Origin of the sequence: Enterobacter sp. ENT03, assembly GCF_019218745.1 — a bacterium.
GTDB lineage: Bacteria > Pseudomonadota > Gammaproteobacteria > Enterobacterales > Enterobacteriaceae > Enterobacter_D.
Genome location: NZ_JAHUXA010000005.1, coordinates 64,605 through 78,070, shown reverse-complemented (window position 1 = coordinate 78,070; position 13,466 = coordinate 64,605). Strand labels below are relative to the sequence as shown.

Here is a 13,466-nt window from a genome sequence, read left to right as displayed (position 1 = left end):
AGCATGAGGAAGAAGTCCGATGGAATCACTCGCCGCCATTAATCGCTGGCTGTCCAGACAACACGTTCTGACATGGTGTGTCACCCGCGATGGGGAATTGTGGTGCGCTAACGCTTTTTATCTCTACGATCCGGTAAAAGTGGCGTTCTATGTGCTGAGTGAAGACCATACCCGACATGCGCAAATGACCGGGCAAAACGCGCCGGTGGCGGGCACCGTTAACGGGCAGCCAAAAACCGTGGCGCTGATCCGAGGCGTGCAGTTTAAAGGGGAGATCCGTCGTCTGAATGAGGAAGAAAGCGGCGTACCGCGAGGGCAGTATACGCGCCGCTTTCCGGTTGCCAGAGCGCTATCGGCTCCCGTCTGGGAAATCATCCTCGACGAGATAAAATTTACCGATAACACGCTGGGCTTCGGGAAAAAACTTCACTGGATCCGCGACTCAGGCACCGAGTAAGCGCAGGGCTTCGCGGTTAAACGCGGGAAGATCGTCCGGCGTCCGGCTGGTGACGATCTGATTGTTGTCGATGACCACTTCCTGGTCATAGAACTCAGCACCCGCGTTTTTCAGGTCGATAACAATGGGTTTGACCGTGGTGAGCTTACGCCCCCGCACCACTTCGGCACTGATCAGCAGTTGTGGACCGTGGCAGATGGCAAACACCGGCTTGCCGGAATTCACAAAGTCACGGGTAAAGGTAACAAAGCGATCGTCGCCGCGCAGCGTATCCGGCGAGTGACCGCCCGGCAGCAGCAGCGCATCAAATTCGTCAGGTTTCACCTCATCGATAGCTTTATCAATGGTGATACTGGCTTCCCCTTTCTTACCTTTGACCGTCTTCCCGGCTTCCATCTCAATGGTGACCACGTCATGGCCAGCTTTACGAAACGCCTCGGCGGGTGAGGTAAACTCTGAATCTTCAAACTCGTCGGTTATCAAGACTGCAATCTTCTTGCCCATATTTCCTCCGCTGTTTTGGGTTCAGACAGGTGATTTCGCCATAAATCGTTAATAATGACGAACAGTGCTATTAAGCCTGGTCCAGTGACGCGACATTGCAAGCCGGACTAATCTGCAAAAGGGGATGAGATGACTCAGGTATTGATCACCGGCGCGACCGGTCTGGTAGGGGGACATCTGCTGCGAATGCTTCGGCAGACACCGGAAATCACCGCCATCACTGCGCCCACTCGCCGCCCGTTAGCGGATGCTGACGGTGTATTTAACCCCTATGATCCGCAGCTCAGTGACGCGCTGGCGCAGGTAAAAGATCCGCTGGATATTGTGTTTTGCTGCCTGGGCACCACGCGCCGGGAAGCGGGGAGCAAAGAAGCATTCATTCACGCAGATTATACGCTGGTGGTGGATACGGCGATTACCGGTCAGCGGCTGGGGGCAAAACATATGCTGGTGGTGAGCGCGACCGGCGCTAATCCTCATTCGCCGTTTTTCTATAATCGTGTTAAAGGCGAAATGGAAGAGGCGCTGAAAGCGCAGCACTGGCCGTATCTGACGCTGGCTCGCCCGTCGATGCTGCTCGGCGATCGCAGTAAAAAGCGCTTTAATGAGTCGCTGATGGCACCGTTATTCCGTCTGTTGCCGGGGAACTGGAAATCCATCGAGGCGCGTGATGTGGCGAAAGCGATGCTGATCACCGCGCTTTCTCCTGGTCAGGAAGGCGTAACGGTACTGGATTCCGCGCAGCTACGGGAAATAGCCCGCCGCGCGCAGGATTAATCGTTCCCAAACGCGGCATGCAGGCGTAGTATTTTCCGGCTCAATAAAACACACTTCATTGTTCCTGGAAAATGCTATGACTGGTCAGTCTTCATCTCAGGCGGTTTCCCCCATTCAGTGGTGGAAACCCGCACTCTTTTTTCTCGTCGTTATTGTCGGGCTCTGGTATGTGAAATGGCAGCCGTATTACGGTAAAGCCTTCACCGCCGCCGAAACGCACAGCATCGGTAAATCTATTCTCGGTCAGGCCGCCAGCAGCCCGTTCCAGGCGGCGCTGGATTACGCGATGGTCTATTTCCTCGCCGTCTGGAAAGCCGCCGTTCTTGGCGTGCTGCTCGGCTCACTGATCCAGGTGCTGATCCCGCGTGACTGGCTGCTGCGCACCCTCGGGCAGCCGCGTTTTCGCGGTACGCTGCTCGGCACGTTGTTTTCCCTGCCGGGAATGATGTGCTCCTGCTGCGCAGCGCCAGTGACGGCGGGTATGCGTCGTCAGCAGGTCTCCATGGGCGGCGCACTGGCATTCTGGATGGGTAACCCATTACTCAATCCCGCGACGCTGGTCTTTATGGGCTTTGTGCTCGGCTGGCACTTTGCGCTGATCCGTCTGGTGGCCGGGCTGGTTACGGTAATTGGCGTGGCTGCGCTGGTGCAGCATCTGGTTAAAGACAGCCCCCAGCCCGCCGGGCCGGTGGACGTGACGATCCCGCAGACGCAGGGCGGTTTTATGGCGCGCTGGGGTAAAGCGCTGTGGTCGCTGTTCTGGAGCACCATTCCGGTGTATATCCTCGCCGTGCTGGTGCTGGGTGCCGCGCGCGTCTGGCTGTTCCCTCATGCGGATGGCGCGATCAATAATTCCCTGCTGTGGATCATCGCGATGGCCGTAGTCGGCTGCCTGTTCGTGATCCCAACCGCTGCAGAAATCCCGATCGTGCAGACTATGATGCTGGCAGGCATGGGCACCGCGCCCGCGCTGGCGCTGCTCATCACCTTGCCGGCGGTCAGCCTGCCGTCGCTGATTATGCTGCGTAAGTCGTTCCCGGCGAAAGCCCTGTGGCTGACCGGTGCGCTGGTGGTATTGTGCGGGATGATTGTCGGCGCGCTGGCGCTGCTGTGAGAGTTGACACCCTCTCCCGCGGGAGAGGGGTAATGTGAGGGGATTATTTAATAAAGGTAAAAGCCGTTGTCACGTGCTTCACGCCGCTTACCCGGCTGGCAATATCTGCCGCCGCCTGCGCTTCACGCTCTGTCACCATACCCAGCAGGAACACTTCGCCGTTCTCGGTGGTGACCTTCACGTTCGACGATTTCACCTGATCGCTGCCTAACAGCTGCGAACGAACTTTGGTGGTGATCCAGGTATCCGATGACGCCGTGCCCAGCCCAATCGGCTGACCCTGACGGATCTCGTTATACACTTCGGTGGTGCCTTCCACGCCCATGGCGATCTGTTTGGCGCGCGCGGAGAGCGAACTGTCCGGAGACTGTCCCACCAGCAGGACTTTGCCCTGATAAGCGGTCACGTTGATACGGGTGTTTTTCTTGATTTGCTCATCTTTCGACAGCGCACTGTTGACGCGCACTTCCAGCGTACCGTCATCCACTTGCGTACCCACGGTACGCGGATCCGTTGCCGCTTTCGTGCCCACCGCTGCCGTCCCGACGACCGCAGCAGCAACACATCCCTGAAGCAATAATGCGGAAATAAGGACTGCGAGGGGCGAAAATGCCTTCATGTGTACTCCTTAATCATCCTGGTGAGGAAAAAGCGTGTTATCGATCAGATCGCACAGGCAGTTCACCGTCAACATATGCATTTCATGAATACGTGCACTTCGATGCGACGGTATGCGAATTTCAACATCCTGAGGTCCCAGAAGCCCGGCCAGTTCGCCGCCGTCGTAACCTGTCAGCGCAACGATCGTCATATCGCGCGTCACCGCCGCTTCCACCGCTTTGACGATGTCCCGGCTGTTACCGCGCGTAGAGATGGCGAGCAGGACATCGCCCGCATGGCCTAATGCCCGCACCTGTTTGGCATAGATCTCTTCCTGACGGCGATCGTTGGCAATCGCAGTTAAGACCACATTATCGGTATTAAGTGCAATGGCGGGTAAACTGGGGCGGTCTGTTTCGTAACGATTGATCATGCTGGCAGCAAAATGCTGTGCATTGGCGGCTGAGGTGCCATTACCACAACAGAGGATTTTGTTGCCGTTGAGCAGGGACTGAACCAGCGTCATGGCCGCACGGGAAATCGCATCCGGCAACGCTTCCGCCGCCGCAATCTGGGTTTGAATGCTTTCCGTAAAGCAGACTTTAATTCTCTCGAGCACGATAATCCCTATAATTTAAGCAATTATGAGTGGTCGTTAAAGGCGTCTTGTATCCACTCAACATCATTTCCGGTGAAGGCTATCACATCGAACCGGCAATCCACAGTATCAAAACTCCCATTGTGCCGGGCAAGCCACAAACGCGCGGTTTGCAGCAATCTCAACTGTTTTTGCCGGGTGACGCTGGCCGCAGCGCCGCCAAATGTCGCCGTTTTGCGGTAGCGAACTTCAATGAAGACCGTCGTCGGACCGTGTTTCATTATCAGATCAATTTCGCCGCCACGCGCATGCACGTTGGCGGCGATAAAACGCAGTCCTTTGCTTTCCAGCCAGCGACGCGCGCGAACCTCCCACGCCTCGCCGGTCTGTTTACGCGTTAACTGGCCGGGACGATCTGCCCCTGCTGGAATTTGAGCCATGATAACTTCCTGTTAATCACACAATCCTGTGTGGCAGAGAGATCGCCGGTGTTGCCGTTAATCTCAAAGCCCGGAACCTGGCGCATTTGCGAGAAGTGATTCGCCAGCGTCCAGGCATCCACGCCCATGGCGTACAGACGCGCCAGCGAATAATCGTTATTCACGCTGCGCAGCGCCTGCTGCATCAGCGCCGGATTACTGCCCGCCAGCATCGGGATCTCGCTGTACTGCAGGCCTTCCATCTCCAGACGGAAATCAGGGCCGGCGATGCCTTTCGCACTGCGTGAACTGGCGTACAGCGTCGCGCGCGACTGGCTGCCATTACGCATGGCGATCATCGGTTTGATCAGCGCAATTTCATCTGGCGTCGCCAGAATATACGCCGCATCAACATTGCCGCCGCCGCTGATCTGGGCATCGCTCGGCGGTGCCGGAATGGTCAGACCGCCAATGGTGACGCCCTGCTGCGCAGGCAGACTGGCGGTGACCGGGCTGCCGGTCAGCGCAATACCGGTATTGCTATTGATGCCCATTTTCAGCTCGGCGGTAGAACCGAATTTCTGTTGCAGCACCGTACCGCCGCCAATTTTTTGCCACTCTTCGGCAAAAGCATTGGTGACGCGATCGCCCAGCGCGCTGCGTGGCACCAGCAACAACGGCGCGCGGTGGCCCTGATCCCAGATATGGTGCGCCGCATCGCGAGCTTCATCTTCCGGCGACAGGGCGAAATAACAGATATTGGCGCGGCTCTCGACTTTTTCCGGCTGATTAAGGGCCAGCACGTTAAGCGCCGTATTGCTCTTCATCAGCTCTTCGACGTTAGGTTTCAGCAGCGGGCCTACCACAATGCTGGCACCATCCTGCTGAACCTGGGTGAGGATTTGATCCAGCGGCTGCGTGGTGGTGTCGTAGACTTTCAGCTCTGCGCCAGGGTTGGCGGGAGTGCTTACCGCAGCCGGTGCGGCGGCTGGCGTCGTCGCCGTTGCGACTGGCGCATCGGAGGATGGCTCTGCCGCGGCAGTATCGGCCGGTTGTGCGTCGGCGGGAGCTGCCGGTTGCGGCTGAGCGTCAGCGTTAAGATCGCCGACCTGCGCCGCTGACGGACTGACAACATCCGCCTGTGGCTCGCTGCCTTCTTCAGTGGTAGCCGCCTGTGCAACCTGCGACGGCACGGCCGGACCCGATACAGCAGCAACGCCGTTCTTCGCGGCTTCAAAACCTTGCTGGATAGTGCGACCAAACACGGCGGCCTGACCGTTCAACGGCAACAGCAGCGCAATTTTGTGGGTGGACGCCGGGGTAAAGTTCTGCACGTTGACCAGCTGTGACGGCAGCATCTTCGCGCCAGGGTTTTGCGGATAACGTACCTGCCAGTCGCTAATACCGGCTTTCAGCATGTTTGGATCGTTACGGTTATCAAACCAGACGCGCTGTAGATCCAGCCAGCCCTGCAGGACATTTTCATCGGCGTTGATCACCAGCGCCTGCGCCTGTTCCGGCGTCATCTGCGACAGCGCCTGCCAGGTGGCATCGATATTGGCCTGTTTTTCTTTCGCGGCCAGTAGTGGCTCCTGGGCAATCAGCGCGCGCAGTAACGTCAGGGAAGGGCGGCCCTGTTGCGTGGTAATACCCGCCTGCCAGAAGCGGCTTTGCTGATTTTTATCGAGCGTCGACGGATCCAGTTTGCCGAGGATCGCCTGCGCGCCCTGGAAATCTTTCTGTGCGACTTTCAGTTCTGCTGCCAGCAACGTCTGCTCACGACGCTGGGCGTCGCTGAGTTCCTGCGGCAGCTTAGCGAACAGTTCGCTGGCCTGCTGCGTTTTGCCTTCTTTCAGCAGTGCACGAATGGCGAGTAATTGCCAGTTGGTCTTGCTATCATCTGCGCTCTGCTGCATCTGGTTCAGGTAATAACCCGAATCAGCCTGCTCTGCGCCCTGCATGTGCGCACTGCTCTGGTCCGGTGATTGCGTTCCGCAGCCTGCAAAAAGCAGGGCGGCCAGCACCACAGGCAGACAACGCGTGGCTTTTGAACGAAGAAATGTTGACGGTACCATTCTGTATCCAGTGATATTTTTTAGGCAATGCTCAATATTAAATCGGCACTACGGACGAAACAATGAAACAACGCGAATCAGCTGAGAATTCTCAAGGTCAGCTTTATATTGTACCCACTCCTATCGGGAATTTGGCTGATATTACACAACGTGCTCTCACCGTGTTGCAAAACGTTGATTTAATTGCGGCTGAAGACACGCGGCACACAGGATTACTGCTGCAACATTTTGCTATTAGCGCGCGTTTGTTCGCCCTGCACGATCATAACGAGCAGCAAAAAGCGGAAACGCTGGTGGCAAAACTCAAAGAAGGCCAGAACATCGCGCTGGTGTCTGATGCGGGCACGCCGCTGATTAACGATCCTGGCTACCATCTGGTGCGCACCTGCCGCGAGGCCGGGATCCGCGTGGTGCCGCTGCCGGGACCCTGTGCTGCCATCGCCGCATTAAGCGCCGCCGGGCTGCCATCCGATCGTTTCTGCTACGAAGGATTCCTGCCAGCTAAATCAAAAGGCCGCCGCGACACGCTGAAAGCGCTGGAAGCGGAACCGCGCACGCTGATTTTCTACGAGTCCACTCACCGTCTGCTGGACAGCCTGGAAGATATTTGCGCCGTGCTGGGCGAGGCTCGCTATGTGGTGCTGGCGCGCGAACTGACCAAAACCTGGGAGTCGATCCACGGTGCGCCCATCGGCGAACTTCTGGCCTGGGTGAAAGAAGATGAAAACCGTCGCAAAGGCGAAATGGTGCTGATCATCGAAGGGCATAAAGCGCAGGAAGAAGAACTGCCTGCGGATGCCCTGCGTACGCTGGCGCTGTTACAGGCGGAATTGCCGCTGAAAAAAGCCGCAGCGCTGGCGGCCGAGATCCATGGCGTGAAGAAAAACGCGCTGTACAAATATGCTCTGGAGCAGCAGGGAGAGTAACTCGCTTGCGGTAGAACTCCCCCGTAGGCCCGGCAAGCTTGCGCCGCCGGGCATTATTTCCGTACTCAAATCTTCAGTCGGTGAACGCTAAAGCTTGTGCGCTGACCCTTTGAAATTCTGAACCGTCAAACAGGCATCGCACACGAGGATGCAACCAGAGGAATGAAGCTGGAAGGGCACAGCTCACGCTTCTTTGTTGTAACTCAGCAAATGCCTTTTGTTTACCTTCTCCGGCGACCAGAAGCAGCACCTCTTTCGCGGAAAGAATATCAGTAAGGCCCAGGGTTATGCCCTGCTCGACGGGGACGGCGGCATTTTTAAGCATGTCGTGATGACGGGTTTTTTCATCCAGTACCGTGATATGGCACGAAGGCATCAGGCATTCCCCAGGCTCGTTGAGTCCCAGATGACCATTCTTTCCCAGACCTAATAAGCAGAGATCAATACCGCCTTTTTGCGTAATAAGGGTTGCGACGCGGCTACACTCGTCTGCGGTAACGTGCTGCGAGCGAAAAGAAATGAAATGTTCAGCGTCGATGCCAAGTGGATCAACAATGTGTTTTCGTAGAAAGCTTTCGCAGGTCCCCACATTTTCAAGCGGTATTCCTAACCACTCATCAAGTTTGACGAACGTCACGCCGCGAATATCAAGATTATTTTTTTTCACTGCGTCAACGAATAACGGATAAGTTAGCTGCGGAGTCCCTCCTGTAGCCAGGCAAATAACCGCCTGAGGGTTAAGCGAGATGGTTTTCAGTAGATGATCGCTCGCGGCCTGGCTGAGTGCCTGAAAGTCAGGGCAGTATTCAAAGTTCATTGTATCCATATAATGAGTCTCTTATCAGGTAATAGCGGGATGCGATTTCCCCGCTATTTCACCGGGTTCTACAGAATTCCTGCCGCGGAAGCAGCAATAGAAAGGATAAACGTTATGCCAATGAGCAATACAGGATGGGCTTTGTTAACACGTAGCAAGTAATACATCAGTAGGGTGTAACCCATAGGTAAAATATTCGGGAAAACCTTATCAAAGAAGTCTTTTTGTAATGCCACACTGTGAGTGTCATCAATAGCAAATATAGTGACGACATTAATATGGACATAGGAAGCAATCAGCCCGCCAATAACCGTGATACCAAGGATCGTCGCCGAGCGGGCGATCATCTGTGAATTTTCCCGCACCTTGTCGATCGCTTTGATCCCCACCGAGTAGCCGACGTGCGTCCAGCCGACACGTAAAAAGAAGATCGCGACATATACAGCAAAAAACAGGATGGGTCCCAGAATATTTCCCTGGCTCGCAAAAGAGGAACAAATTCCGGCCATAATCGGCAGCAGGGTAAACCAGAATATAGCATCGCCGATCCCGGCAATGGGGCCAAAGAGCGCCACTTTTAAGCCTTTAATGGTGTCGCGGTTTTCGCCTTTCTCTTCCATTGAAATCAATAACCCCATCAGAAAACCGACAAGGTTCGGGTGAGTATTAATAAACTCAAGATGATCTTTCATCGCGGCGGTAAGGCCTGCTTTATCATCTTTATAAATCTTTTTCAGAACAGGGAGCATCGCCCAGGTAAAACCACCTGCCTGCATCCTTTCATAGTTAAAACTGGCCTGAAGCAATGAAGAACGAAAACCCAGGCGCGAAATATCTTTTTTACTGATTTCAGATCCCATTGCTGTAATCCTCTTCATTATTTTTATTGGTGACAGGTTGTGGCTGTGCCTGTTGTTTCGCTTTCGCATTAAAAAACTCATACACGGCGAAGCCCGCACCGAGAACGGCGACCGGAAGAAGGTTGCTTACCTGGATGTAACAAACAAAAAGGAAGCCTGCGATCAGATAAGGAATGTATTGTGCTTTGAACATGACGCGTAGCAGCAGACCAAAACCCACGGCTGGCAGAATACCGCCCGCCACTTCGAATCCATGCGTCAGCCAGGCTGGCATGGCTTTCACCAGCGACTGCATTGCGCCCTGCGCCAGGTAAGTACAGAGGAAGGCGATAATGGCGTAGGAGGAGGCGACAATCAGCGTTGTCATCCAGTTCAGGCGCGACAATCCGCCCGTGTCGGCGTCCTTCGCACATTTATCGGCTTTTGCCATAAACAAAGAGAAGGTGGAGTAAAAGAACAGAATGACGTATTGCATCAACAGGCTGAAAGGTAAGCCGAGGCCGATAGCGGTTTTAGCATCAACCCCTGTTGACCAGGCGATCACCGTGGTCATCAGTCCCGCCATAATGGGGTTCGGCGGCTGCACGCCACCGGCCGGTGTCAGACCCGCGAACGCCAGCTCAGTTAAGCCACCCGTGATCAGGCCAATGTGAATATCGCCCAGTATTGCGCCGGTTAAGGTACAGACGATAATTGGGCGGAACATAAAGAGTGCTTCAAGCCAAAAGTCGATCCCCAGAAAAAATACCAGGGCTGCAAGGCCAAGGCCTTGCATCAAGGTTATTTCATGCATTTAAACGCCTCGTTATGGTAATGGGCTTTTGTCGGTTTTCTCGAGACACACGCTAATCAGGAATAATTTCTTTCTGATCGCCAGGCACATCCTGAATGAAGACATTGACGTTTTTGCTTTTAATAAATCGCAAATCGTCTAAATCCTGCGCGTTGACATAAACTTTGCTACTAATTTGCTTTTTACCTTCTGAGAAATGCATATTGCCCACGTTAACCTCTTTTAAAGCAACACCACCCTCAACAAGCTGCCGCACGATGCCAGGAGTACGACAAATAAGAAATATTTTTTGATGCGGTGCGGCTTTGGCGATAACGTTTATTGTCTTTTCCACCGTGAAGAAACGAATGCCAAAGCCATAAGTATCAGCGGTAATGCCCATGAGTTTTTGCTGGACGTCATCATTCGCAACGTCATCGTCAACGACGACCAGTAAATTTGCGCCCAGGGTGGACGTCCATGTCACGCCGACCTGACCATGCACCAGGCGATTATCAATACGTGTTAACAGAATATTTGGAGTATTCATATTATCAATTCCAGCTAAAATTTATTTAAATAGCGAAACGGCCTTAACTTTTTCAGACGAGTGATTCTGTGATTAATTTCCCTGATGAACCACACACTTTAATTTTATTTCTGACAAGCGTTTGCATTGCATTCATACCCACGCCCAAAAGCAATATGTTTAAAAAGACCTGGCATAATGAATATTGAAAGCAGGAATAGCATAACGACCGGCTTGCAGAATATTGAGTGGAAAGGATAGCCATAGACTACTCCTGGTCTTCCCACGGATGGATAACAACGCCCTGGACCACACGGTTAACAGTACCGCTGATGGACGGTGAGTCAGGGGTGATACCCGCCTTAATGGATTGCGTGAGCGCAAAGATCTGCGCGTACATGAGAAAGCAGAACGCTTGTTCAACATCGTTGAATGCGCGTGCGGGTGGCAGGTAAAGATGTGGCCCGTCGCTGATTGCAGCGCAGCTTTCGTCTGCAATCGGCAGCACCTGCATCGCCTGTCCGTCGCGCTGTAATTCACGTAGCAGATCCAGATCGTACTGGCGGGTGTAAGGGTGAGCGGAGATAAACATGACGATCAGCGTGTTTTTATCGATCAGTGATTTTGGTCCATGGCGAAATCCCGTTGGCGTTTCATAGAACGCTGCCAGTTTTCCTGCCGTCAGCTCCAGCACCTTCAGCGCCGATTCCCGCGCCGCGCCCTGTAAGCCACCGCTGCCGAGGTACACCACGCGCTGATAAGGTGCATCACCAAACACTGCACCGCTGAAATCACCCTGTGAGGCGATGATCTGCTGGCAACGATTTGCTACGTCGGCAAAGGTGGTGCTGTTGATCGCATCGGGCGCAAATACCGCAAGGCAGCTCGCCATCATGGTGGTGATACTGCTGGTCATGGCGAACCCGCGATCATGGGTTTCTTCAGGCATCAGCAGCGCAAAGGCGTTATCGCTGGCCTGGGCGTTCTGATACAGCGCCCCTTCGGCATGGCAGGTAATGACAAGGTGATAGCTGTTTTCCACAAACCGATCGACCAGCTCAACGGCGGCCACGCTTTCCGGACTGTTACCGGAGCGCCCGAAAGACACCAGCAACGTCGGCTGTTCCGCCCGTAAATAATCCATGGGATTGGTCAGCAGATCGGTGGTGGGGATAGCCAGTACAGGATGGCGGGTATGCTGCGCCAGCCAGAGTGCGACAGTGTCGCCAATAAACGCTGAGCTACCCGCCCCGGTCAGGATGATGCTCAGGTTGGGCTGAGAGAGCAGGGGCGTGAGAAACGCATCCAGATCGGCGCGTTGCTGTTCTGTCTGCCGAAGCGCCTGTAGCCAGACTTCAGGTTGCTGGCGGATCTCTTTTTCGGTCCAGGTCATGTTCATAGTTAACTCCTTAATGATGATTAACATTTTTTGGTTCAGCGGCGGGATCAAATGCCGTCTGTAAGTTCATCTGGTTCGCGTGTGCGCTGAAGCTCATCGGCCAGGCAGGTCAGCCCCTGATGGCCGCCCGTCAGCGCCTGCTTACGTAGCGCTTCGCCACATAAGCCTTCTCGTTCCATCACGGCTTCCAGCACCAGTTGCAGATTGGTGCCAGCGATCACTTCATGGCCGCCGTGCAGCATCGCCAGCGTTGAGGCCACCCGGAAGGGGGTGCCGCCGAGAAGATCGGTCAGGAACAGGATTTCATTCGCGCTTTGGAGTGTGGCGATGGCGTCTTGCATCTGCGAGGTGAGCAGCGCCGTGGTGGAGGTTTCCGGGAAATCAATCGCAATAAACCGAGGCGGCTGGCCGAGGATCTGTTTCACCGCTTTTTCCAGTCCACAGGCAAAGCCGCCGTGGCCGCAAAGGATAATGCCGGGCAGCGAGTCTGGAATAACGAAGGTGTCGGTATGGACGGAAAGCAGTTCTGACATTGCATTCTCCTTTTTGATTGGGCTTTCACTGTCTTTCTTTTTGCGAGGAGCTTGTCTTTTGGTTTCTTTCATAATGGATTTAATTGCCAGAAAAAGATAATGAAACATTATGGATTTGCGATCCTCCTCGTAAAATAACGAAATGAAAGATTGTGGTATGCGTGAGGTTGTTCAGGCTAGTGTCTTGCAATACAAAGCAATACAAGCGTTAATAGTGAAAACGAACTGAAAGGTTCAATGTTTAACGTGACCGCGTTGGGTACATGAGGTAGTGGAGAAGAAAATGGTGGGAACCAGTGAGCGACGTGAACAGATCATTCAGCATTTGCGCCGCACGGGAAGCGTGCAGGTTAATGAGCTGGCAAGCTTGCATGGCGTATCAACCGTTACGATACGCAACGATTTGGCCTACCTGGAAAAACAGGGAATTGCGATGCGGGCGTACGGTGGGGCGATTATCAACGACACGCCCGGTTCGCCTGCCGAGCCAACCGTAGATGAAAAAAGTATGCGTAATACGGGGGTTAAGCACCGTATTGGTCAAAAAGCTGCGGAGATCATTGAGCCTGGCCACCGCATTATTCTGGACTCAGGTACCACGACGCTGGAAATTGCCCGCTGTATGCGTGAGCATCATGACGTTATTGCCATGACTAACGGTATGAATATTGGCAGTGCGTTGCTGGAAGCGGAAGGCGTAGAGCTGCTGATGACCGGCGGGGCGCTTCGCCGCCAGTCGCTGTCGTTTTATGGCACCCAGGCGGAGCAGTCGCTACAGAACTACCATTTTGACATCTTATTTTTAGGGGTTGATGCGTTTGACGTGGAGCGTGGCGTCAGCACGCATAATGAAGATGAAGCTCGCCTGAATCGCCAGATGTGCGAGGTCGTCGATCGCATTATCGTGGTAACCGACGCCAGTAAATTCAATCACTCCGGCTTGCATAAAATCATTGATACCCAAAGGATTGATACCATTATTACCGATGACAGCATTCCGGCGCAGCGGCTGCAGGAACTGCGTAAAATGGGTATCAACGTACTGCTGGTGGAAGCGTAAAAGCGGAATAATAAAGGTGCAGCGCA

General features: G+C 54.2%; 16 protein-coding genes. 5 read left to right on the top strand and 11 right to left on the bottom strand.

The window, feature by feature from the left end:
- Positions 1 to 19: 19 nt before the first annotated feature.
- Positions 20 to 457 (top strand): YhbP family protein, encoded by a 438-nt coding sequence (locus tag KW828_RS09570; RefSeq protein ID WP_218336160.1) that lies wholly within the window; start codon positions 20 to 22, stop codon positions 455 to 457.
- Here the strand turns inward: KW828_RS09570 and KW828_RS09565 are convergent.
- Positions 443 to 961: a type 1 glutamine amidotransferase domain-containing protein gene (locus KW828_RS09565; protein WP_218336159.1), complete on the bottom strand. Its 519-nt coding sequence runs from the start codon at positions 959 to 961 to the stop codon at positions 443 to 445. The genes KW828_RS09570 and KW828_RS09565 overlap by 15 nt on opposite strands.
- Before the next feature lie 129 nt (positions 962 to 1,090).
- Between KW828_RS09565 and KW828_RS09560 the strand changes: the two genes are divergently transcribed.
- Positions 1,091 to 1,738 carry an NAD(P)H-binding protein gene (locus KW828_RS09560; RefSeq protein ID WP_218336158.1) on the top strand — a complete coding sequence of 216 codons (648 nt, stop codon included), beginning with the start codon at positions 1,091 to 1,093 and terminating at the stop codon, positions 1,736 to 1,738.
- 76 nt (positions 1,739 to 1,814) lie between these two features.
- Positions 1,815 to 2,852 carry a permease gene (locus tag KW828_RS09555; RefSeq protein WP_218336157.1) on the top strand — a complete coding sequence of 346 codons (1,038 nt, stop codon included), beginning with the start codon at positions 1,815 to 1,817 and terminating at the stop codon, positions 2,850 to 2,852.
- A gap of 43 nt (positions 2,853 to 2,895) precedes the next feature.
- Here KW828_RS09555 and dolP read toward each other — a convergent pair whose 3' ends face one another.
- The 4 genes from dolP to KW828_RS09535 are packed head-to-tail and all read right to left on the bottom strand — an operon-like array spanning position 2,896 to position 6,544.
- Complete coding sequence (dolP, locus tag KW828_RS09550) at positions 2,896 to 3,471, bottom strand: division/outer membrane stress-associated lipid-binding lipoprotein (protein WP_218336156.1); 576 nt, start codon at positions 3,469 to 3,471, stop codon at positions 2,896 to 2,898.
- 9 nt (positions 3,472 to 3,480) lie between these two features.
- Entirely contained in the window at positions 3,481 to 4,071 is a 591-nt protein-coding gene (diaA, locus tag KW828_RS09545; RefSeq protein ID WP_088221712.1) for a DnaA initiator-associating protein DiaA, read from the bottom strand.
- Positions 4,072 to 4,094: 23 nt separating this feature from the next.
- Positions 4,095 to 4,490 (bottom strand): YraN family protein, encoded by a 396-nt coding sequence (locus KW828_RS09540; RefSeq protein ID WP_218336155.1) that lies wholly within the window; start codon positions 4,488 to 4,490, stop codon positions 4,095 to 4,097.
- Positions 4,448 to 6,544 carry a penicillin-binding protein activator gene (locus KW828_RS09535; protein WP_218336154.1) on the bottom strand — a complete coding sequence of 699 codons (2,097 nt, stop codon included), beginning with the start codon at positions 6,542 to 6,544 and terminating at the stop codon, positions 4,448 to 4,450. The genes KW828_RS09540 and KW828_RS09535 overlap by 43 nt, the downstream gene beginning before the upstream one ends.
- 62 nt (positions 6,545 to 6,606) lie before the next feature.
- Here KW828_RS09535 and rsmI point away from each other — a divergent pair, with 62 nt between their 5' ends.
- The gene (gene rsmI, locus KW828_RS09530; RefSeq protein ID WP_218336153.1) at positions 6,607 to 7,470 is read left to right on the top strand and encodes a 16S rRNA (cytidine(1402)-2'-O)-methyltransferase; all 864 of its coding nucleotides are present in this window, start codon (positions 6,607 to 6,609) and stop codon (positions 7,468 to 7,470) included.
- A 73-nt stretch (positions 7,471 to 7,543) separates the two neighbouring features.
- Here the strand turns inward: rsmI and KW828_RS09525 are convergent, their stop codons facing one another.
- The 6 genes from KW828_RS09525 to agaF all read right to left on the bottom strand — a co-directional run bounded on the left by KW828_RS09525 (position 7,544) and on the right by agaF (position 12,329).
- A complete protein-coding gene (locus KW828_RS09525) occupies positions 7,544 to 8,296 on the bottom strand; it encodes a galactosamine-6-phosphate isomerase (protein WP_218336152.1) in 753 nt (250 codons plus the stop codon).
- A gap of 59 nt (positions 8,297 to 8,355) precedes the next feature.
- On the bottom strand, positions 8,356 to 9,147 hold the full coding sequence (gene agaD, locus KW828_RS09520; RefSeq protein WP_218336151.1) for a PTS galactosamine transporter subunit IID: 792 nt from the start codon (positions 9,145 to 9,147) through the stop codon (positions 8,356 to 8,358).
- Positions 9,137 to 9,940, bottom strand: coding sequence for a PTS galactosamine transporter subunit IIC (agaC, locus tag KW828_RS09515; RefSeq protein WP_218336150.1), 804 nt, complete (start codon positions 9,938 to 9,940; stop codon positions 9,137 to 9,139). Before agaC ends, agaD begins: the two co-directional genes overlap by 11 nt.
- Before the next feature lie 52 nt (positions 9,941 to 9,992).
- Positions 9,993 to 10,469 (bottom strand): PTS galactosamine transporter subunit IIB, encoded by a 477-nt coding sequence (gene agaB / locus KW828_RS09510; RefSeq protein ID WP_218336149.1) that lies wholly within the window; start codon positions 10,467 to 10,469, stop codon positions 9,993 to 9,995.
- A 247-nt stretch (positions 10,470 to 10,716) separates the two neighbouring features.
- A complete protein-coding gene (locus KW828_RS09505; protein ID WP_218336148.1) occupies positions 10,717 to 11,874 on the bottom strand; it encodes an SIS domain-containing protein in 1,158 nt (385 codons plus the stop codon).
- Between the two features lie 20 nt (positions 11,875 to 11,894).
- Positions 11,895 to 12,329: a PTS galactosamine/N-acetylgalactosamine transporter subunit IIA gene (agaF, locus tag KW828_RS09500; protein ID WP_218336250.1), complete on the bottom strand. Its 435-nt coding sequence runs from the start codon at positions 12,327 to 12,329 to the stop codon at positions 11,895 to 11,897.
- Between the two features lie 322 nt (positions 12,330 to 12,651).
- On the opposite strand from agaF, the gene KW828_RS09495 reads away from it, so the two are divergent.
- Positions 12,652 to 13,440, top strand: a complete 789-nt coding sequence (locus tag KW828_RS09495; protein ID WP_371316114.1) for a DeoR family transcriptional regulator — start codon at positions 12,652 to 12,654, stop codon at positions 13,438 to 13,440.
- Positions 13,441 to 13,466 lie beyond the last annotated feature (26 nt).